Consider the following 21854-nt stretch of genomic DNA (forward strand, 5'->3'; position numbering starts at 1 on the left):
TTAGAAATTAACGTTTAAACCTAACGTAAAAGTTATTGGTCGTGGGTATAAATTCCCATCTATACCTCCAGAAATCTCTGGATCCAAACCTTCATATTTTGTAATTATCAAAACGTTTTGAGCAGACAATGTCATTTTTACTAATGAAGAGGCTTTGTCTTTTTGATTGAAAGTATATCCAACACTTACGTTGTCTAATCTTACAAAAGAAGCATCTTGAATGTAGTAATCGGATTCGAAACGTTTGGTATCATTAGATCTGAAACCCGTTTCCAATAGATTTTCAACACCATTAGATAAATCCGTATTTCTGATCAAAATGTTATTGAAAGAACCTTTGCTTGAATCTACGTTGTTGTAATTGTAGTTACCCCAAGATCCTCTCCAGTTCATTCCCATATCAAAGTTTTTGTAGGTCACACTTGTATTGAAACCGTAAAAAACATCAGCTGCAGGTTTGTGGAAACGGTATTTGTCTTGTTGTGTAATCAATCCGTCATTATTTCTGTCGATATACACGCCATCTATTGCTTTTCCATCTACACCGTACGCTTGCTCATATACATAAAATGAACTTGGCGCAAATCCTACTTGGTGATTTTGAATCGTATTCCCTGTAGCACCTTCGTATCCACCAATGTTAATTCCTGGAGTATTTGGTTGTGTAGTTGTCAATTTTGTGATTTTAGAATCTTGGAACGTTACGTTTCCACCAATTCTCCATTCAAAATTGTCATTGCGAAAAGGAATCACTTCTGCTGCAATTTCAATTCCTTTGTTTTCTATCGTTCCTACGTTGTAATTATCAAAGTTTGAAAAACCGAAGAAAGAAGGATTTTGAGTGTACAATAATAAATCTTCAGTAGTTCTTTTGTATAAATCTACACTACCGTTTATTCTATTATTCACAAATCCAAAATCTAAACCTGCATTAACCGTAGTGGTTTGTTCCCACTTCAAATTACTATTGTACGGTTGTGGTCTATATGTGGTATAAAAATCACTTCCAAGTTGGTATTGAGCAGCTGTATTAGAAGCTAAATACAAAGGAATAGAAGGATAGCTAATTCCAATATCTTGTTGTCCAGTAATACCCCAACCTCCACGAAGTTTTAAAGTAGAAATACTTTCAACGTCTTTCAAGAAATTTTCTTCGTTTAACTTCCAAGCCAAAGCAACTGCAGGGAAATTAGCCCAACGATTTGACTCCGTAAATCTTGAGGTACCATCACGTCTATAAGACAAAGTTAATAAGTACTTGTCAGCAACTGAAATATTTGTTCTTGCAAAAAACGATTGCAAATTGATACGGGAAGGAAAGTTAGGATCAACAGTAGTATTATTACTTTGGAAATTAAAATTTGAAGAGTTAAATGACTCTCTAAAATCTTGGTACGAATACCCTGCAGTTACATCTAATTGTGTATCAATAGACTCCAATTTCTTATTATAATTCAAAAACAAATCCATCAATTTATTGAAACGGGATTGTGTTTTTTCGTAGGTATTGTTATACCCAGAACCAGAAAGCCCATTTAGATAATCAGCTTCAGTATTACCAAAAGATCTTCCTGTTAATTGATCGTAACCAAGATTAGCAACCGCTTTCAATTCTGGTAAAAAATGCATTTTATATTCTGTTTGGATGTTTCCAATACTTCTATAAGCAGTTCCAAAGCTATTTTGTTGTTCAATTTGAGATAAAGGGTTTCTTCCTGATAATTGGTTTATTTGAGTTGGAGAAGTATACCATTGGAAAAAAGTTCCATCAGGATTTCTGACCACTTGTGTTGGATCAAAACGAATTGCCGAACCAATAGCGCCGCGATTACTATAGTTACTTTTAATAAGAGAAGTATTGTTGTTCACTTCAATTTTTAAATGATTCTCCAAAAAGTTCCCTGTTACATTTGCAGACATGGTACTACGCTCCATATTATCTCTTTTCAAGATACCATTCAAATTAGCATATCCTACCGATGCTCTATAAACGATGTTATCAGAACCCCCGCTTAAAGAAACATTATGATCTGTACCAATAGCTGTTCTATAGATTTCATCTTGCCAGTCCGTATCAGCAGCTCCCATTAATGCAATTTGAGCGGCGGTTCCGTTAGCCGTTACAAAATCTCTGAACTGTGTACTAGATAAAGCATCTACTTTTTTTGTAATTTCAGATACTTGAAAACTTCCGTTATAGTTTATTTGTAAATCACCTGCTTTTCCTTTTTTGGTAGTAATGATAATCACACCGTTCGAAGCACGAGAACCATAAATAGCCGTTGCCGAAGCATCTTTTAAAACCGAAATAGACTCGATATTATTTTGGTTGATTGTAGTCAATGGATTTCTACTACCTTCTACCCCACCAGCAGCAACTGGCACACCATCAATTACATATAAAGGATCGTTATTAGCTGACAATGAAGATCCGCTTCTAATTCTAATCGTAGCACCTTCACCTGGAGAACCACCACCATTGATGATTTGTAAACCAGCTACCTTACCTTGAATCATTTGATCCGCAGAAGTTACTGGCCCTTTATTAAAATCTTTTGAAGTCAAAACTGTTACAGCTCCTGTAGCATCTTTCTTCTTAACCGTTCCGTAACCCACTTGGATTACAACTTCCTTTAACTGATTGGCATCTTCTTCCAAAGATACATTCAATGAATTTTGAGCAACATAATCCACAACGGTATTCATGTAACCAATATAAGAAAAAACGATTTTATCGCCTCTTTTTACATTTGTAAGCTGGTATTTACCATCAAAATCAGTAGAAACTCCGTTTGCAGCACCCTGTACATTTACATTTACCCCCGGAATTGGTTGTCCAGATGCTTTATCCAGAACAGTTCCGCCCACCGTATTCTGAGCCAGAACGCTAAAAGGGAGTAGCAGTAATAAAATTAACAACTTTTTATAAATTGCTTTCATACTTTTTGTTTAATTTAATTTAATTTTTCTTGAATTTTCAAGCTTAACTAGTACTTCGAATGTTAAATTTATGTAAATTTTAGTACTCCCGACAAAGACCAAATTTTAAAGGGTTACGAAAACGTAATAGTGTTGAAAACTTTCTGATTTATTTAAATTTTTACCACTTTAATTACCATTTGTAAAATTTAATTTTACCTTTAGTAAGAAATAAATTTTTACCAAAAACTACTATGAAAAGGAAAATAACGCTTAAACAAATTGCAAAAGAATTAGACGTTTCCATTTCAACAGTTTCCAAGTCACTTAGAAACAGTCTCGAAATAGGCGAAGAAACTAGACTTAAAGTGCAGGCTTTCGCCAAATTCTACAATTACAAACCCAACAATATTGCGCTTAGCTTAAAAAATAGAAAAACCAAAACTATTGGAATCATCATTCCAGAAATTGTGCATCATTTTTTCTCTACGGTCATCAACGGAATTGAACATGTAGCCAACGAACATGGTTATAGTGTGATCATCTGTCTTTCAGATGACTCCTTTGACAAAGAAGTGCTTAATATGGAAATGCTTGCCAACGGAAGTATCGATGGTTTCATCATGTCACTCTCCAAAGAAACCCAGTTTAGAGGAGATTTTCATCACATTACAGAAGTTATCAATCAAGGCATGCCAGTTGTCATGTTTGACAGAGTTACCAATGATATTCTGTGCGATAAGGTGATAATTGACGATCAATCTGCAGCGTATGAAGCCGTTCAAAGCTTGATTGATAAAGGTCGGAAAAAGATTGCCCTTGTGACCACTGTAGATTACGTGAGCGTGGGTAAACTCCGAACGGATGGTTACATTAAAGCACTTTTAGACAATGACATCCCCTTCAATGAAAACCTAATTATAAAAATCGAAGATGTAGATACTTGCGAAATCACTATTGGAAAACTATTAGAAGACAAAGCTATTGATGCTGTTTTTGCTGTAAATGAACTATTTGCTGTAACCATCATTAAAACGGCCAATAAAATAGGACTCAATGTTCCTAAAGATCTAGCTGTTATCGCCTTTACGGATGGCATAATTTCTAAATATTCTACTCCTACTATTACAACAGTGAGTCAAAGCGGCATAAAAATGGGAAACAAGGCCGCAAAAATGCTTATTGAAAGACTAGAGTCGAAAGAAGATGAGGAAGATGAAAACTATAAAACCGAAGTAATTGAAACCCATTTGATCGAAAGAGAATCAACGAATTAGCTTTTGTTTGTTAATTTTTGACTTACTACAACCTTGTAGTAAAAAAAGTTCTCTATTTTTTGTTTCTCAAAAACAAAAGTTTGAAATATATTTTTATATTTACCCCTCAAAACTTTAACTTTTACTTCGAAAATAAGATAAGTTTTGATAAGCATAGCGCTTATCGTATTAATATTTAAATTACGATAATGGAAAAGCGTAAATTAAGTTTCTGGCAAATTTGGAACATGAGTTTCGGTTTTCTAGGGATTCAAATGGGTTTTGCCTTGCAAAATTCGAATGTCAGCAGAATATTTCAAACTTTAGGCGCTAACATTGATGACATCCCTATTTTATGGGTGGCTGCTCCTATGACTGGATTAATTATCCAACCTATAATTGGGTATTTCTCAGATAGAACCTGGACTAAATTAGGTCGGAGAAAACCTTATTTTTTAGCAGGGGCTATTTTAGCTTCGGCAGCATTATTTATCATGCCCAATTCTCCCGTTTTATGGATTGCAGCAGGAATGCTTTGGATTATGGACGCTTCTATTAACGTTTCAATGGAACCCTTTCGCGCTTTTGTTGGAGACAATCTTCCAGAAAAACAACGCACCCTGGGATTTGCCATGCAAAGCTTTTTTATCGGAATTGGCGCTTACTTCGCATCAAAACTACCGTTAATCTTTACCCATTTTGGCGTTGAAAACACCGCACCACTTGGTGTAATTCCTGATTCAGTTAAATATTCCTTCTATTTTGGCGGAATTGTATTTATTGTAACGGTTCTCTGGACTGTTATCACCTCTAAGGAATATTCTCCTGAGGAGCTAGCCGCTTTTGAACAACACAAAGAAACCACATTCACAAAAGAAGAACATACTGCAGACTGGTTCATTACTAATGGAAAATCACATTTATCAAAAGGAATTCTATTTTTGATCGTTAGTGTATTATTTTCGGCACTGATTTATAACTACGATTTAAAGAAAGACTTATATGTCCTCTCCCTTGGGCTTATCGGTTTGGGTGGGTTGGCTATGCTGGTTTCTGGTATCATGCAAAAAAACAATAGCACTAACAATGGTTTTGTGACCATCATGAATGATTTTCAGTTCATGCCAAAAATCATGAAGCAATTAGCCTGGGTACAATTCTTTTCTTGGTTTGCACTTTTCTCCATGTGGATTTATACGACACTAGCGGTGACCCAACACATTTATGGAACAACAGATACTACCTCTGAAGCCTATAATACAGGGGCGAATCAAGTAGGTGAAATGTTTGCCAATTATAATTTGATTGCTGCCATTGCCGCTTTTTTACTCCCGCTATTGGCAAAATATACCAGCACAAAATTTACTCATTTTATTGCATTAGTATGCGGTGGTTTGGGACTTATCTCTATCTATTTCATCCAGGAACCTACGGCTTTTATGATGGAATGGCTGCCCATGATTGGTATTGGAATTGCTTGGGCCAGCATCCTGTCCATCCCTTACGCCATGTTATCGGGTTCCTTACCTTCTAACAAAATGGGGTATTACATGGGAGTTTTCAACTTCTTTATTGTTATCCCACAATTAGTAGCTGCCTCGATTTTAGGATTTTTAATCTCTCAATTCTTTAACAGCGAACCTATTTATGCCCTATTAATTGGTGGGGCTTCCATGATCCTTGCGGGAATTATAGCTCTAACCATTAATGACGAATCAAAAATTATAATAAATGAATAAGAAAGCATTCATCTTCGACCTTGATGGAGTAATTGTTGATACAGCGAAATATCACTTTTTAGCATGGCAAAAAATTGCAAATGAGTTAGACATTGACTTTACATTAGAACACAACGAGCTATTAAAAGGCGTAAGCCGAGTACGCTCTCTTGATATTATTTTAGAATTAGGAAAAGTAACCGCTTCGCAAGAAGACAAAAACAAATGGCTGATTCAGAAAAATGAAGAATACCTGACGTATTTGGTAGACATGGATCAAAGCGAACTACTGCCCGGCGTTCTAACCCTGTTACAATATTTAAAAGAAAAAAACCAACCCATTGCTTTAGGTTCAGCCAGCAAAAATGCACGTCCTATTTTGGAGAAAACGGGAATCAGACATTATTTTGATGCTGTTGTAGATGGAAATGATGTGACAAATGCCAAACCGGATCCCGAAGTTTTCCTGATGGCTGCAAAATTATTGAACACCAAACCCGAAGATTCAATCGTTTTTGAAGATTCAGTGGCAGGAGTTCAAGCAGCTAACATTGGAAACATGACCAGCATAGGAATAGGAGAAGCAAGTACTTTACATGAGGCAAAATATATCTTTACGGATTTTACAGCCATAGACACCGCTTTTATAGAAGAATTAATTAAAGGATAAAGAAACAAATTCAAAAAGTAAAAAAGATTAGATTGAATGTGGATCACAACAATCTTTGAATTTCTAAATGATTGAATTTTTAAATTAGAAAAAAATGAATCAAGATTATATAAAACCGGATAATTGGTCTATCATAGAAGAAGGATTTGATGCCGAGTGTGTAAAATCATCCGAAAGTTTGTTCAGCATTGGTAACGGCACCATGGGACAACGTGCTAATTTTGAAGAAAATTATACTGGAGAAACCTTCCAGGGAAGTTATATTGCCGGAATTTATTATCCAGATAAAACTAAAGTGGGCTGGTGGAAAAACGGCTATCCGGAATATTTTGCCAAGGTTTTGAATGCACCAAACTGGATTGGAATCGACATTGAAATCAACGATGAAAAACTGGATTTGAATACGTGTTCTGACGTTAAAAATTTTCGTCGTGAGCTGAATATGAAAGAAGGTTGGTACTATCGTTCTTTTGAAGCTAATTTGAAAAACGGTACCGAAATTTCCGTAAACGTGCGTCGTTTTCTTTCCTTGAACTTGGATGAGGTTGGCGTTATTAATTACGAAATCACACCTTTGAATAAGGATGCAAAAATAATTTACAAACCGTATATTGATGCTGGTGTAACCAATGAAGATGCGAACTGGGAAGAAAAATTCTGGGAACCGCTTGACGTAAAAAAATCTGGAAATGAGGCTTTTGTAACCGCTCAAACATTCAAAACTCATTTCAAAGCTACCACTTTCATGCAAAATACCATTTTGACAAATGGTGAAAAAACGGGAATTTCTCCTTCTAATATTGATGCAAAGGCAGATAAAATTCAATTTAGCTATGATGTTATTGTGGCTCAAGGCCAGAAATCATCGATACAAAAAATTGGTGGCTACACGGTTTCTTTAAATCATGAAAACACCATTACTGCTGCCGAAAAAGTGATTCAATCCGCTTTGGTATTAGGATATGAACAAATGTTGCAGGACCAAATTGATGCTTGGGCAAAAATTTGGGAAATGTCAGACATTACCATTGATGGCGATGTAAAAGCACAACAAGGAATTCGTTTCAATATTTTTCAGTTGAACCAAACCTATTTAGGAAAAGATTCCCGATTGAATATTGGACCAAAAGGATTTACCGGCGAAAAATACGGTGGATCAACGTATTGGGATACCGAAGCCTATTGCATTCCGTTTTACATGGCGACCAAAGACCAAGAAGTGGCCAGAAACTTATTGACGTACCGCTACAATCAATTGGACAAAGCCATTGAAAATGCAACCAAATTAGGATTTACTAACGGAGCTGCTTTGTACCCAATGGTGACAATGAACGGCGAAGAATGCCATAACGAATGGGAAATTACTTTTGAAGAAATTCATAGAAATGGTGCCATCGCATTTGCCATTTATAACTTTTACAGATACACTGGCGATTACAGTTACATTCCTGAAAAAGGACTAGAGGTTTTAATCGGAATTGCGCGTTTCTGGCATCAAAGAGCGAATTTTTCGACTAATTTAAACCAATATGTAATTCTTGGCGTTACGGGTCCTAATGAATATGAGAACAACGTAAACAATAATTTCTACACGAATTATATAGCAAAATGGTGTCTGGAATATACCTATGAACAAATTCAAAAAGTGTCTCTGGAATACCCTTCGGATCACAAAAGAATTACGGAAAAAGTAAAAATCACGGATTCCGAGTTGCAATCTTGGAAGAAGGTTTCGGATAATATGTACTTTCCCTTTTCAGAAGAGCACAACGTATACTTGCAACAAGACGGTTTCTTGGACAAAGAATTAGTCCCCGTAGCCGACCTTGATAAAAGCCAAAGACCTATTAATCAAAAATGGTCTTGGGATCGAATTTTACGTTCGCCATATATCAAACAAGCCGATGTTTTACAGTGTTTTTATTTCTTTGAAGATCATTTTTCGAAAGAAGAACTGAAAAACAATTTTGAATTTTACGAATCGTTTACGGTTCATGAAAGCTCTCTTTCGCCTTGCGTTCACTCGATTCAAGCTGCTTTGTTGGACAAAATGGATATGGCATACACGTTTTACTTGCGAACTTCACGCTTAGATTTAGATGATTACAACAAGGAGGTCGAAGAGGGTTGCCACATCACCTCAATGGCTGGTACCTGGATGAGCATTGTAGAAGGATTTGGAGGCATGAGAATTAAAGAGGATAAACTTCATTTTTCTCCAAAAATTCCGAAAGAATGGGAAGGCTATTCCTTTAAAATAAACTTTAGAAACCAAATTTTAAAAGTCGCAATCAATCACAACGAAACTACTTTTTCCATTGATGGCACTAAGGAATTGGAAATCATAGTAAACGGTCAGCCAATTGTAGTTAAGTCTGAGAATTTAGTTACTGTATAAAAACAATTATCGGAACTTTCAGTTCGTCCTACCATTTGATTAAAAACACAGTTGAGCTAACAAACAATCCCAATTCCTATTGGGATTGTTTACTTACCAAAGTTTGAAAAGGAAAAAAAATAGGCACCAGTTTGAATTAAAGAGAGAAATTAAAACACTAAAAACAGATTTGATAATGAATAAAATTATTAATTTACCGTTTATCTTCAGGAGCTTTATAAAAAAAATAACTTTATTCCTTTTTTTTATGTCTTTAACTTTACACGCTCAAATCGACAAAGTAGAACCGCCGTTTTGGTACGCAGGTATGCAAAATCCTGAGTTGCAAGTATTATTGTACGGCAAAGACATTGCACAATACCAAGTTACAGCTTCAAATGGAATAAAAATTACCAACGTTAAAAGAACCGAAAATCCCAACTACATTTTTGTCACCATTGACACCAAAAAAGTAGGAGCAACTGACTTCGTATTTACTTTTAAAAGCAACAAAAAAGAAACATTAACACAAAAATACAGTTTAAAGAAACGAAGAGAAAAGTCTGCGCAACGCAAAAGTTTTGATTCTTCGGATATGATGTATTTATTGATGCCAGACCGCTTTGCAAATGGAAACAGGAATAACGACAGCCAAAATTCGACCCAAGAAAAATACAACAGAGATTTACCCGGCGGAAGACATGGCGGAGACATCGAGGGTATTATAAAAAACCTTGATTACATTTCGTCCGTGGGTGCAACAGCCATTTGGAGCACACCACTTTGCGAGGACAATGATGCTGCTTATTCCTATCACACTTACGGACAATCTGATGTGTATAAAATAGATCCTCGTTATGGAACTAATGAAGATTATGCACGATTGGCTGCTGAAATGCACAAACGAGACATGAAACTGGTGATGGATTATGTGACGAATCACTGGGGAATTGAACATTGGATGATGAAAGAGTTACCAACAAAAGAATGGATTAATCATTTTGATAGCTACACTCAAACCAATCATAAACGAACGGTAATTCATGACACTAATGCCTCTGAAATTGATAAAAAAATTGCCATAGACGGTTGGTTTGTTCCCACAATGCCTGATTTAAATTTAAAGAATCCTTTGACTTTAAAATACTTGATTCAGAATGCGATTTGGTGGATTGAATACGCTGATTTGGATGGTTTTAGAGTAGATACTTATAATTATTCTGATCCAAAAGGAATTGCAACTTGGACCAAATCCATCACTGATGAATACCCTAATTTTAATATTGTAGGAGAAGTGTGGATGCAAAGTCAAGCGCAAATGGCCTATTGGCAAAAAGACAGCAAAATTGCCGCTATTCAAAATTACAATTCGTACTTACCAAGTGTAATGGATTTTACTTTATATGAAGCAGCAACGAAAGTTTTCAGCGAAGATGAAGGATCATGGGAGAAGGGCATAATGAAATTGTATGACAATTTTTCAAATGATTTCTTGTATCCTAACACTAACAATATGTTGATTTTTGTAGAAAATCACGACACCAATCGCATCAATCAAACCTACGGAAACGACATTAGAAAATACAAAATGGCAATGACCGTTTTGGCAACGGTTCGTGGGATTCCACAATTGTATTATGGCAGCGAAATAGGAATGGCCGGCGACAAAAATAAAGGTGATGCGGATATCCGTCAGGATTTTCCTGGTGGATGGGAAGGCGATCCAAACAATGCTTTTGTTAAAGAAGGACGAACTCCTGGACAAAGTGAGTATTTTGATTTTACTTCCAAATTATTCAACTGGAGAAAAGCAAAAAAAGTGATTCATTCCGGAAAAATGACGCATTACATTCCTGAAAATAACACCTACGTCTATTTTAGATACAATGCTGAAGAAACCATCATGGTGTTACTAAACAACAGTAATGAAACCAAAACGATAAAAACAGACCGTTTCAAAGAAAACAGGAAAAACTTTAAAACAGGAAAAGATGTGATTTCTGAATTAACGTTTGACATTACCAACGAAATAATAATAGAACCTAAATCGGTTTTGATTTTAGAATTGAAATAAAAATTACAAAAAAATGAAAAAATATTCAATCCCATTTTTACTAATTACGATGACTTTACTAAGTAGTTGCTCCAGCACAAAAACGGTTACTGAGAGCAACAAAACCCCTTTCGTTTGGGAAGGAGCGAATGTTTATTTCCTGATGACGGACCGTTTTAATAATGGAGATACTTCAAATGATATGAACTTCAACAGAACTAAAACTACGGGAAAATTGCGTGGTTTTGAAGGTGGCGATATCAAAGGGATTTCTCAAAAAATTGATGAAGGTTATTTTGATAAATTAGGAATCAATGCCATTTGGTTTACACCAATTGTAGAACAAATCCACGATGCCGTTGATGAAGGAACGGGATTGAGTTATGGGTTTCATGGCTATTGGGCCAGAGATTGGACGAACTTAGATCCTAACTTTGGAACCAAAGAAGATTTAGCCGCTTTAGTTCAAAAAGCACACGCACACGGAATCCGCATCATTCTAGATGGCGTAATCAATCATACAGGACCCGTAACTGCCGAAGATACGGTTTGGCCAAATGACTGGGTGAGAACCGGACCCAATTGCGATTACAAATCTTTTGATGGAACAACCGCTTGTACACTTGTTGCTAATCTTCCGGATATAAAAACAGAGAACAATCAAGCAGTGACTTTACCGCCTTTTTTAATCGAAAAATGGAAAAAAGAAGGACGTTACGAACAGGAAATGAAAGAATTGGACGCGTTTTTTGCTCGTACCGCATATCCGAGAGCCCCTAAATATTACATCATCAAATGGTTGACAGATTACATCACAGAATATGGAATTGATGGATATAGAGGCGATACCGTAAAACATACCGATGAAACCGTTTGGGCCGAATTTAAAACGCAATGTGATTATGCGTTTGCCACTTGGAAGAAAAACAACCCTACAAAAGTATTGGATAACAATTCCTTCTATACCCTTGCTGAAGTATACAATTACGGCATTAGCGGCGGACAAGATTTTGATTTTGGAGACAAAAAAATTAACTATTTCAAAAATGGTTTCAACAACATGATCAATTTTGAATTCAAATGGGATGCACAAAAAGACTATGAATTTATATTTTCCAAATATTCAAGCAAACTCAATAATGAACTGAAAGGATACAGTGTTTTAAACTATTTGTCCTCGCACGATGACGGCGGGCCTTTTGATGCCAAACGCACCAAAAGCAAAGAAGCAGGGACAAAATTATTGCTTTCCCCTGGAGTATCACAAGTATATTATGGTGATGAAAGTGCTCGTTCTCTCGTAATTGAAGGTACACAAGGCGATGCAACTTTGCGTTCCTTTATGAATTGGGAAGACATCAAATCAAATCCAGAAACACAGAATACACTTTTGCATTGGCAAAAATTAGGACAGTTTAGAAAAAATCACCCTTCGGTTGGAGCAGGAATTCACCAGCAAATTTCGGCACAACCGTATGCTTTTTCCAGAACTCTTTCTAAAGGAGATTATTCAGATAAAGTGGTGATCGGATTGGATTTAGCAGTTGGTACCAAAGAACTTTCAGTGGTGTCAATTTTCGAAGATGGATCAAAAGTAAAAGATGCCTACTCCGGCAAGGAAGCCATCGTTTCCAGCGGAAAAGTAACAATTGATTCAGCATTTGATCTTGTATTACTGGAATTGAAAAAATAGTTTGAAGAAAAACTCATCAGGATATTACAGAACTTCAAAAATTTAATTTAGGACTTTACGAGAAGTATATTTACAACCAAAAGGCACAGTTTCAAAGCGATCTGTGCCTTTTATTTTAAGATAGATTTTATTAGAATAAATAATATTTTCCATTTGTAACCTTTTGTAAAAAATATCGTCTACTTTAGACAATCAAATCATAACTATGAATTTTTTAGAAAATTACGAACCATTACTCAAGGCTTTCTGGTACATTGCTTTACCAGTAAGCTTATTCTTTGGACTCCAAACCATTATGACCTTTATTGGTTTAAGCGACGGTGAAACCGACATTGATTCTGATGCTATCGACGGAGAATTACCTTTTGAAATTTTTACTTTACGTAACTTAATCAACTTTTTATTAGGATTTAGTTGGACCGGAATTTCATTTTATAACAGTATCCAAAACAAAACAATTTTAATTATTATTTCTGTTTTAGTAGGGTTGTTTTTTGTTGCTATATTCTTTTTCGTAATTAAACAAATTTTAAAATTGTCTGAGAACAATAGCTTTAAAATAGAATACGCACTTCACAAAACAGCACAAGTATACCTAACAATCCCTGAATCGAAATCCGGCAAAGGAAAAATACTTATTAGTATAAATGGAACTTTTCATGAATTAGATGCCATGACTTTTTCACCTGAAAAAATTCCTTCAAACAGTTCGGTAAAAGTCGTGGCTATCGAAAACAACATATTAATTGTAGAAAAAAATTAAATTAAACTAAACCATGACTGAAATTATCATTATTGTTGTTGCCGTATTTGTTGTTTTTGTAACCTTCTTAACCCTTATTTCTCGATACAAGAGATGTCCCTCAGATAAAATTCTAGTTATATATGGCCGCACAGGTGGAACCTCTGCAAAATGTGTGCATGGTGGCGGTGCTTTTATTTGGCCTGTTGTTCAAGATTTTCAATACCTAGATTTAAAGCCCCTTTCTATTGATGCCAATTTAACAAATGCTTTGTCGCGTCAAAATATTCGTGTTGATGTTCCTTGTCGATTTACTATCGCCATTTCAACCGAAGCAGAAAGTATGAATACCGCTGCTGAACGTCTATTAGGTTTACTACCGGAGCAAATTCAAGAGTTAGCTAAGGATATTTTGTTTGGTCAACTACGCTTAGTTATTGCGACTATGACAATTGAAGAAATTAATTCTGACAGAGATAAATTCTTGGATAACATTTCGAAAAACGTTGATTCTGAATTAAAGAAAATTGGTTTAAAATTAATTAACGTTAACGTAACGGATATCAAAGATGAATCTGGATATATTGAAGCTTTAGGAAAAGAAGCTGCTGCAAAAGCAATCAATGAAGCAAAAATTTCAGTTGCTGAACAAGAAAGAATTGGAGAAACTGGAAAGGCATTGGCTGATCGAGAAAAAGACGTTCAAATTGCTGAAACGCACAGAGATCGTGATGTGAAAATTGCAATAACTAATAAAGACCGAGAAGTTAGTATTGCTGCTGCTTTTAAAGACGAAAGTATTGGTAAAGCAGAAGCACAAAGAGATACCCGCGTAAAAACATCTGAAGCCAATGCCGTTGCAATTCAAGGGGAAAATGAAGCCCGAATTGCTATTGCACAGTCAGAAGCAGCGCTACGAGAGCGCGAGGCGGAAGCGTTGCGAACTGCTTTAGCATCTGAAAAGTACAAAGTGCAAGAGCATTAGAAGAGTCTTATGCTGCCGAACAAAAAGCGGAAGAAGCTCGTGCAGAAAGAGAACGATCTACACAAAATGCAAATGTGGTTATTCCTGCGCAAATTGCGAAACAAAAAGCAATTATAGATGCACAGGCGGAAGCAGAAAAAACAAGAGAATTAGCAAAAGGGGAAGCAGACGCCATCTTTGCAAAAATGGAAGCCGAGGCGAAGGGTTTATATGAAATTTTAACTAAACAGGCCGAAGGGTACCGTGCAGTAGTTAGTGCAGCAGGTGGCGACCCAACAAAAGCCTTTCAATTATTATTAATTGAAAAGTTGCCCGAATTAGTAAAAACCCAAGTTGAAGCAGTTAAAAATATCAAAATTGATAAAATTACTGTTTGGGATTCTGGTAATGCAGGAGACAACGGGGCTGGATCCACTGCCAACTTTGTCGCCGGAATGATGAAAACCGTACCTCCCTTAAACGATTTGTTCAACATGGCAGGACTTAACTTACCTACTTACTTAAAAGGAGAAGATAAAAGTGAAGAAATAAAAACTACTACACCTGTTGATGACTTAAAGTAATTTTTTAATGCAAACCACAAATGAATCCATTTATAAAAGCACAAACCAATTAAGTTTGTGCTTTTGTATTTATACTACCTTTGTGAAAAATTACTTCCATGCTCAAAATTGGACATCGTGGCGCAAGAGGACATGAACCAGAGAATACGTTGGCTTCATTCCAAAAAGCATTGAATATGCAAGTGGATGGCATTGAACTGGACGTTCATTTAAGTGCTGACGGTGAAATAATAGTAATTCATGACGAAACTATAGATAGAACTACCAACGGAGAAGGCTTAGTAAACACCTTATCTTTACGCGAATTGAAGGCTTTTCGAATCAATGAAACAAACAACCCTAGGCATTTAAACGAACTAGCGCAGCAAATCCCAACACTCAAAGAAGTCCTTGAGTTGGTAAACCAAGATTGTTTTATCAATATTGAACTAAAAAGCTATGAAGTAACGGACAAAGTAGTTGCACTTATTGAAAAGTATGTTACCAAAAAAGGCTGGAAATACGACCAATTTTTAGTTTCCAGTTTTGATTGGAATGCGTTACAACAAGTGGCGTTTTTAAATGATAAAATCCCTATTGGAGTTTTAACAGAAACCGATTTAGACTTGGCTTTGGCTTTCGCCAAATTCATTCAGGCAAAATCAATTCATCCGCATTTTCATCTATTGACCAAAGCAAATACGGCACAAATCCAAGTAAAAGGATTCGATGTTTTCCCTTGGACAATTAATGAATTAGAAGACATTCAAAAAATAAAAACCTTCAACGTAAACGGAATCATCACTGATTTTCCCAATAGAATATGAACTAGAATATTGTATTTTTGACAAAATGTTTTTTTTCTCTACCATTAAGAAAATTAAGTCATTTAAGTAACTAGGTAAAAGTTTCAATTCATGACAAAAAAAGAGATTACACAATTATCTTATGAAATTATTGGTTACGCAATAAAAGTTCATAAAAAACTAGGACCCGGTCTACTAGAAAAAATTTATGAAGAATGCTTGAAATATGAATTAGAAAAAAACGGGTATAATGTAAAACAACAATTAAATATTGAAATAGATTACTACGATTTAGAACTCGCACATGCATTACGTTTGGACTTGCTGGTAAATGAATCAATTATTGTTGAGTTAAAAACTGTGGAAAAATTTCATCCAATTGACGAAACAAAACTACTCACCTACATGAAATTATTAGGCATGCCACAAGGATTACTAGTCAATTTCAATACTACTAACATTTCAAAATCGTGTAAGCCTTTAATTAACGAGTATTTTTTACGACTATCTGATGAATAACTTAAAAGTCCTGAATGATTAAGAAATTTACAGTAACAACAACTTAAATCTCTTAACTCCCTTAATTGTTAAAAAAAATAATTAAACAATTAAGCAAATTAAGGTCATTAAGAAATTTACAGTAACAATAACTTAAATCTCTTAATTGTTAAAAAGAAATGATTCAACAATTAAGGGAATTTGAGGTCATTAAGAAAATTACAGTAACACTAAAAACTTAATTAGCTTTACTCTCTTAATGGTTCAAAAAAAATAATAAAACAATTAAGGGAACTACATTTGCATAAAAAACTTAACGACCTAACTCTAGCAATAGATAATAAATGAATCAAAATTTCGACATAATAATAGTAGGCGGTGGAGCAGCGGGTTTTTTTACAGCCATTAACATCGTGGAGAAAAATCCAAAACTGAAAGTCGCCATTTTAGAGCGTGGCGGTGATGTACTCCAGAAAGTACGCATCTCAGGCGGTGGAAGATGCAACGTAACCCACGCTTGCTTTGAACCGAACGAATTAGTAAAGTTCTATCCGCGTGGCGAAAAAGAATTGCGAGGTCCATTTCATCAGTTTTGTTCTGGCGATACCATTGAATGGTTCGAGAAACATGGCGTGGAACTCAAAATTGAAGCAGACGGACGTATGTTTCCGGTCTCCAATTCATCACAAACCATTATTGATTGTTTCCTAAAAGCGACACAAAAACTTGGAATTGCCGTACTGACCGGTCAAAGCGTACAATCTATTTTCAATCCCGAAGTTTCAGGAGAAAAATTTTGGAAAATAGAAACCCAAACTGAAAATTATCTTGCCGAAAAACTGATTCTAGCTACCGGAAGCAATCCTAAAATCTGGGAAATGCTGCAGTCTTTTGGGCATGCTGTAATTACTCCAGTCCCTTCCCTATTTACGTTTAATATCAAAGATTCTAGAATAAAAGAATTACCTGGTGTTGCCGCTTTAGCAACCGTAAAAGTAAAAGATACCAAACTTACTTCCACGGGACCTTTATTGATCACGCATTGGGGAATGAGTGGACCTGCGATATTGAAACTCTCCGCTTGGGGTGCCCGAATCTTGCATGATAAAAATTATCAGTTTACCATTTTCGTGAATTGGTTGAATGACGCAGAAAAAGAAGATGTGGAGAAAAAGCTAAAAGAATTAAAGCAAGAACACGCTAAAAAATCAGTTTCCAAAAAATCACCATTTGAAATCACCAATAGATTATGGGAAAGTTTAGTGCTCGCTTCAGGAATTGAAGCCGAAACGAAATGGGCTGATTTATCAAAATTACAGCTGCAAAACTTAACAAATCAACTTACAAATGGCACTTTTCAAGTCAACGGAAAAAGTACGTTTAAAGAAGAATTTGTAACGGCTGGCGGAATCGATTTAAAAGAAATCAACTTCAAAACTATGGAAAGTAAACTGCATGAAAACCTTTATTTTGCTGGTGAAATTGTTAATATTGACGCCATTACCGGAGGATTCAATTTCCAAAATGCATGGACAAGCGGGTTTATTGTGGCAGCTTCAATTTGAATTTAATTAACAAGAGTTTAAAACTTCAATAAGTTTTATTTAAGAAGATTCTGATAACTTTACCACCGTATTATCAGATCTTTATGAAAACAAAACTACTCGTTTCTATTTGTACTTTTATACTTTATCAAAGTGGTTTTGCACAAGCAAGCGAACGCATTCAAGGACAAGTGCACTTTGATAAAACCGCCGCAACCAAAGTTGAGGTAATCAATGCTACCACCAAAACCGTTACTTTGACCGATTCTGATGGAAATTTTACAATTAATATTGAAATTAATGATGTTTTGGTTTTTGTTGCAAAAAATCATGAAATAAAAGAATTAAAAATTTCAGTCGCGGTATTAAACCAAGGTTTTCTTAAAGTCACATTATCTTCTAAAATTGAAGAACTAAAAGAAGTAGTCGTGCAAAATATGCCGTCCATAAAGCTTAGTAAAGATGCGAAATGGGAACAAGCAAAATTGGATCAATACACATTGGAGAAAAATGCAAAAAAATTAAAAAATCCAAGTGTTTACGATGGCACCATTGAGAACAGCATGGATTTAATGAGAATTGGCGGAATGATTTTTAAATTATTTAAAAAAGAGAAAGAGGTAGGTGCTGATAAAGGCCCACTTTTATCTTTTACTAACGCTGCAAAAACGAGATGTAAAGCTGATTTTTTTACCGAAACCTTACAGCTAAAGCCAAGACAAATTGATGATTTTTTGGCTTTTTGTGCCAAAGACCCAAAAGCCGATAGCATAGCTAGCGAAAGAAATGAACTGACGTTAATGGAATTTATGAGTACAAAAATTTTACACTACAAACCCGATTAAACTTTGCACCCAATTAATATAAAAACTCTTGACTGAAACTAAAACCAACTATCGATTCAACCACCAAATACTTCCATTTAAAACGGCAGCAAAACTAACCCAAGCCAAATACGGAATAAATAAATAACCCGCGATTTTATTGATTTTGGCAAACTGAATGTAGGTTTCAAATATCATTAGCCAAAGCACAATAATTTCTAATCCGGCTAACATCGGGTTCTGCAAGCCAAAAAATAAATAAGACCACAAGGCATTTAGCCCTAATTGTATGGCAAAGAAAACCAATGCTTTCTTGACTAAATCCCGCTCTTCTTCTATCCGGTTCCAAACTAAACCTGCCGCAACACCCATCATCACATACAGCGTACTCCAAACCGGTGCAAAAACCCAATTTGGCGGATTAAAACTTGGTTTAATCAACGTAGGATACCAAGTAGTGATCGCAGAGCGGGTTACGTTTCCTGAGAAATAACCAATAACAAGACAAGTAACAACAACAGCTAGGATTCGGGTGATTTTGTTCATTTTGATGTGTTTTACGATTTACAAATCTAATGAAATCTTGTTCACATTTCAAGTAAACAACATTAAGGTTCGTTACACGACCATACTATCCCAGCTTTAAACAGCAAGTGTAATTTTAAAAAAATACAAGCTAGAATCATATTCAAGTAGACCAAACAATTAAAAGAACGAATAAAAAATGATGATTGCCATAACCAATCATTAAAAAAAAATCAGCGAATCAGCGGTTACAAAAAAAAAGTATCTTTGCGTAAATTTTATCATTCATGATTTCAGCAAACGATTTTATTCCATCAAAATATACGCATTCGGTTGAAAGCGGTTTTTTTCAATGGAGTGCACCCAGCAATATTGCCCTTGTAAAATACTGGGGCAAAAAAGACAATCAAATTCCAGCTAATCCATCGGTGAGTTTTACCTTGAATAATTGCAAGACGATTACTAAATTGGCTTTCGCCAAAAAAGAGAACCAAGGTTCTTTTTCATTCGATTTGCTTTTTGAAGGACAACCTAAAGAAGATTTCAAGCCAAAAATTCAAAAATTTCTAGAACGAATAGAAATCTATTTGCCCTTTTTAAAAGACTATCATTTTACGATTGACACTGAGAATACTTTTCCACACAGTTCTGGAATTGCTTCTTCGGCATCAGGAATGGCCGCTTTAGCCATGAATTTGATGAGCTTAGAAAAAGCGTTAAATCCGGAAATGACCGATGATTATTTCTTTCAAAAAGCATCTTTATTAGCGCGTTTGGGTTCTGGAAGTGCCTGCCGCAGTGTAAAAGGCAAAGTCGTAGTTTGGGGAAATCAAAAGAATATCCCAGCGAGCTCTGATCTTTTTGGAGTAGAATTTCCACATGCAATTCACGAAAATTTTACTAATTATCAGGATACTATTTTACTAGTTGACAAAGGCGAAAAGCAGGTTTCGAGCACAGTGGGTCATGATTTAATGCACGAGCATCCTTTTGCCGAAAGACGATTTGCTCAAGCGCACGAAAATTTAGACCATCTCATTACTATTTTTGAAAATGGTGATTTAGACGCTTTCATAAAAATAGTTGAAAGCGAAGCCTTGACGTTGCACGCCATGATGATGACTTCAATGCCTTATTTTATCTTAATGAATCCAAACACCTTACAGATCATAAATGCGATCTGGAAATTTAGAAAGGAGACTAAAATTCCTGTTTGTTTCACGCTGGATGCTGGTGCCAATGTACATGTTTTGTATCCCGAAAACACTAGCGAAAAAGTTTTGCAATTTATTAAGGACGAATTAGTTGGCTATTGCCAAAATGGGCAGTACATTTGCGACAGAATTGGAAATGGTGCTGTTTTGATTTAATCTGTTTTTTAACTATCTTTATTTTTTAAAGAGTTATAACTATGGACATCCAATCAGAGAAATTAGAATTAATTAAATTACTTATAGAGACGGACGACACAGCTATAATAGAATCTATAAAAAACATTTTCAAATCAGAAAAAAAGGACATTTGGAAACAATTATCTGCCGAAGAACAAGAGAAAATCGATCTTAGAATTCAAGAAGCAAATCGTGGAGACCAAGTTGAATTATAAAAATTATAAAATAAATACCTAATTATCAACCCCCAAATTGTTAATTTACAACACCCTATGAAAGGACCTTTGTTTTACTCAAAAATATTACTCTTTGGAGAATACGGAATTATTCGTGACTCAAAAGGGCTTTCAATTCCCTATAATTTTTATAATGGCGCGCTTAAGAAAGAAGAAAATCCTTCTGCTGAGGCAATAAAATCAAATGCAAATTTAAGGCGTTTTGTAACGTATTTAGAAACTTTACAAAACGAGCAGCCAAACTTGGTTACTTTTGATTTAACGACTTTAAATAGTGATATTGAGACAGGAATGTATTTTGACTCCAGCATTCCGCAAGGATATGGCGTAGGAAGCAGTGGTGCATTGGTAGCTGCAATTTATGATAAATATGCTCACAATAAAATCACGGTTTTAGAGAATTTAACACGGGAAAAATTATTGCAATTAAAAAATATATTTTCTCAAATGGAGAGTTTTTTCCACGGAAAAAGCTCTGGTTTAGATCCTTTAAACAGTTATTTGAGTATTCCAATTCTAATCAATTCGAAAGACAATATTGAAGCAACTGGTATTCCTACCCAAAGTTTTGACGGAAAAGGCGCTGTATTTTTATTGGATTCAGGCATTGTAGGCGAAACGGCTCCGATGGTAAATATTTTTATGGAAAACCTAAAAGACAAAGGTTTCCGTGCGATGTTGAAAAATCAATTTGTAAAATATACGGATGCTTGTGTAGAAAATTTCCTTGGCGGAGATATGAAATCTTTGTTCATGAACACCAAGAAATTATCAAAAGTGGTTTTGAATAACTTCAAACCAATGATCCCAGAACAATTTCACGGAATTTGGCAACAAGGAATTGACAGCAATGATTATTATTTAAAACTTTGTGGATCCGGTGGTGGTGGTTACATCTTAGGTTTTACCGAAGATTTAGAAAAAGCAAAAGCTTCTTTGAAAGATTACAAACTTGAAGTAGTGTATCAATTCTAATTCCTCTTTCTCAAAAAAAGTAGAATACACTCAAATAAACTTTAAAACATTTTCACCTTCCTGCCCTGCCTGCACTAGCCAGGTTCGTGGCTAACCTATA

Annotated in this window: 16 protein-coding genes and 1 pseudogene; 15 read left to right on the forward strand and 2 right to left on the reverse strand. The window is 35.3% G+C overall.

Annotation, left to right across the window (positions count from 1 at the left end):
- Positions 1-2940 carry a SusC/RagA family TonB-linked outer membrane protein gene (locus tag BUC11_RS06155; protein ID WP_073352792.1) on the reverse strand — a complete coding sequence of 980 codons (2940 nt, stop codon included), beginning with the start codon at positions 2938-2940 and terminating at the stop codon, positions 1-3.
- A 233-nt stretch (positions 2941-3173) separates the two neighbouring features.
- Here BUC11_RS06155 and BUC11_RS06160 point away from each other — a divergent pair, with 233 nt between their 5' ends.
- The 12 genes and pseudogenes from BUC11_RS06160 to BUC11_RS06215 all read left to right on the forward strand — a co-directional run bounded on the left by BUC11_RS06160 (position 3174) and on the right by BUC11_RS06215 (position 18648).
- Positions 3174-4196 (forward strand): LacI family DNA-binding transcriptional regulator, encoded by a 1023-nt coding sequence (locus tag BUC11_RS06160; protein ID WP_073352793.1) that lies wholly within the window; start codon positions 3174-3176, stop codon positions 4194-4196.
- Between the two features lie 188 nt (positions 4197-4384).
- Positions 4385-5914, forward strand: coding sequence for an MFS transporter (locus BUC11_RS06165; protein WP_073352794.1), 1530 nt, complete (start codon positions 4385-4387; stop codon positions 5912-5914).
- Positions 5907-6563: a beta-phosphoglucomutase gene (pgmB, locus tag BUC11_RS06170; protein WP_073352795.1), complete on the forward strand. Its 657-nt coding sequence runs from the start codon at positions 5907-5909 to the stop codon at positions 6561-6563. Before BUC11_RS06165 ends, pgmB begins: the two co-directional genes overlap by 8 nt.
- Before the next feature lie 94 nt (positions 6564-6657).
- On the forward strand, positions 6658-8961 hold the full coding sequence (locus BUC11_RS06175) for a glycoside hydrolase family 65 protein (protein WP_073352796.1): 2304 nt from the start codon (positions 6658-6660) through the stop codon (positions 8959-8961).
- 247 nt (positions 8962-9208) lie between these two features.
- The gene (locus tag BUC11_RS06180) at positions 9209-11014 is read left to right on the forward strand and encodes a glycoside hydrolase family 13 protein (RefSeq protein WP_245793783.1); all 1806 of its coding nucleotides are present in this window, start codon (positions 9209-9211) and stop codon (positions 11012-11014) included.
- Positions 11015-11027: 13 nt separating this feature from the next.
- On the forward strand, positions 11028-12686 hold the full coding sequence (locus BUC11_RS06185; RefSeq protein ID WP_073352797.1) for an alpha-amylase family glycosyl hydrolase: 1659 nt from the start codon (positions 11028-11030) through the stop codon (positions 12684-12686).
- Between the two features lie 205 nt (positions 12687-12891).
- Positions 12892-13449 carry an NfeD family protein gene (locus tag BUC11_RS06190; protein ID WP_073352798.1) on the forward strand — a complete coding sequence of 186 codons (558 nt, stop codon included), beginning with the start codon at positions 12892-12894 and terminating at the stop codon, positions 13447-13449.
- Between the two features lie 13 nt (positions 13450-13462).
- Positions 13463-14976: pseudogene (locus BUC11_RS06195) on the forward strand (flotillin family protein).
- 98 nt (positions 14977-15074) lie between these two features.
- Positions 15075-15782: a glycerophosphodiester phosphodiesterase gene (locus tag BUC11_RS06200; protein ID WP_073352799.1), complete on the forward strand. Its 708-nt coding sequence runs from the start codon at positions 15075-15077 to the stop codon at positions 15780-15782.
- Between the two features lie 90 nt (positions 15783-15872).
- Complete coding sequence (locus BUC11_RS06205) at positions 15873-16280, forward strand: GxxExxY protein (protein ID WP_073352800.1); 408 nt, start codon at positions 15873-15875, stop codon at positions 16278-16280.
- Between the two features lie 323 nt (positions 16281-16603).
- Entirely contained in the window at positions 16604-17824 is a 1221-nt protein-coding gene (locus tag BUC11_RS06210) for a BaiN/RdsA family NAD(P)/FAD-dependent oxidoreductase (protein ID WP_073352801.1), read from the forward strand.
- Between the two features lie 83 nt (positions 17825-17907).
- Positions 17908-18648 carry a hypothetical protein gene (locus BUC11_RS06215; RefSeq protein WP_073352802.1) on the forward strand — a complete coding sequence of 247 codons (741 nt, stop codon included), beginning with the start codon at positions 17908-17910 and terminating at the stop codon, positions 18646-18648.
- A 48-nt stretch (positions 18649-18696) separates the two neighbouring features.
- Here the strand turns inward: BUC11_RS06215 and BUC11_RS06220 are convergent, their stop codons facing one another.
- Complete coding sequence (locus tag BUC11_RS06220; RefSeq protein ID WP_073352803.1) at positions 18697-19173, reverse strand: TspO/MBR family protein; 477 nt, start codon at positions 19171-19173, stop codon at positions 18697-18699.
- A 266-nt stretch (positions 19174-19439) separates the two neighbouring features.
- Here BUC11_RS06220 and BUC11_RS06225 point away from each other — a divergent pair, with 266 nt between their 5' ends.
- Genes BUC11_RS06225 through BUC11_RS06235 form a run of 3 tightly spaced genes read left to right on the forward strand, consistent with a single transcriptional unit; the run spans position 19440 to position 21754 of the window.
- Positions 19440-20522: a diphosphomevalonate decarboxylase gene (locus BUC11_RS06225; protein ID WP_073352804.1), complete on the forward strand. Its 1083-nt coding sequence runs from the start codon at positions 19440-19442 to the stop codon at positions 20520-20522.
- Positions 20523-20563: 41 nt separating this feature from the next.
- Positions 20564-20758, forward strand: a complete 195-nt coding sequence (locus tag BUC11_RS06230) for a hypothetical protein (protein WP_073352805.1) — start codon at positions 20564-20566, stop codon at positions 20756-20758.
- A 57-nt stretch (positions 20759-20815) separates the two neighbouring features.
- Positions 20816-21754: a mevalonate kinase family protein gene (locus tag BUC11_RS06235; RefSeq protein WP_073352806.1), complete on the forward strand. Its 939-nt coding sequence runs from the start codon at positions 20816-20818 to the stop codon at positions 21752-21754.
- Positions 21755-21854 lie beyond the last annotated feature (100 nt).

Source organism: Flavobacterium xanthum, from assembly GCF_900142695.1.
GTDB lineage: Bacteria > Bacteroidota > Bacteroidia > Flavobacteriales > Flavobacteriaceae > Flavobacterium > Flavobacterium xanthum.

What these genes read in the sequence shown, in the direction of transcription:
- BUC11_RS06190 (WP_073352798.1), top strand. Translation starts at nt 12,892, where the DNA reads ATGAATTTTTTAGAAAATTACGAACCATTACTCAAGGCTTTCTGGTAC.
- BUC11_RS06210 (WP_073352801.1), top strand. Translation starts at nt 16,604, where the DNA reads ATGAATCAAAATTTCGACATAATAATAGTAGGCGGTGGAGCAGCGGGT.
- BUC11_RS06225 (WP_073352804.1), top strand. Translation starts at nt 19,440, where the DNA reads ATGATTTCAGCAAACGATTTTATTCCATCAAAATATACGCATTCGGTT.
- BUC11_RS06205 (WP_073352800.1), top strand. Translation starts at nt 15,873, where the DNA reads ATGACAAAAAAAGAGATTACACAATTATCTTATGAAATTATTGGTTAC.
- BUC11_RS06220 (WP_073352803.1), bottom strand. Translation starts at nt 19,173, where the DNA reads ATGAACAAAATCACCCGAATCCTAGCTGTTGTTGTTACTTGTCTTGTT.
- BUC11_RS06185 (WP_073352797.1), top strand. Translation starts at nt 11,028, where the DNA reads ATGAAAAAATATTCAATCCCATTTTTACTAATTACGATGACTTTACTA.
- BUC11_RS06165 (WP_073352794.1), top strand. Translation starts at nt 4,385, where the DNA reads ATGGAAAAGCGTAAATTAAGTTTCTGGCAAATTTGGAACATGAGTTTC.
- BUC11_RS06235 (WP_073352806.1), top strand. Translation starts at nt 20,816, where the DNA reads ATGAAAGGACCTTTGTTTTACTCAAAAATATTACTCTTTGGAGAATAC.
- BUC11_RS06160 (WP_073352793.1), top strand. Translation starts at nt 3,174, where the DNA reads ATGAAAAGGAAAATAACGCTTAAACAAATTGCAAAAGAATTAGACGTT.
- BUC11_RS06200 (WP_073352799.1), top strand. Translation starts at nt 15,075, where the DNA reads ATGCTCAAAATTGGACATCGTGGCGCAAGAGGACATGAACCAGAGAAT.
- BUC11_RS06175 (WP_073352796.1), top strand. Translation starts at nt 6,658, where the DNA reads ATGAATCAAGATTATATAAAACCGGATAATTGGTCTATCATAGAAGAA.
- BUC11_RS06180 (WP_245793783.1), top strand. Translation starts at nt 9,209, where the DNA reads ATGTCTTTAACTTTACACGCTCAAATCGACAAAGTAGAACCGCCGTTT.
- pgmB (WP_073352795.1), top strand. Translation starts at nt 5,907, where the DNA reads ATGAATAAGAAAGCATTCATCTTCGACCTTGATGGAGTAATTGTTGAT.
- BUC11_RS06215 (WP_073352802.1), top strand. Translation starts at nt 17,908, where the DNA reads ATGAAAACAAAACTACTCGTTTCTATTTGTACTTTTATACTTTATCAA.
- BUC11_RS06230 (WP_073352805.1), top strand. Translation starts at nt 20,564, where the DNA reads ATGGACATCCAATCAGAGAAATTAGAATTAATTAAATTACTTATAGAG.
- BUC11_RS06155 (WP_073352792.1), bottom strand. Translation starts at nt 2,940, where the DNA reads ATGAAAGCAATTTATAAAAAGTTGTTAATTTTATTACTGCTACTCCCT.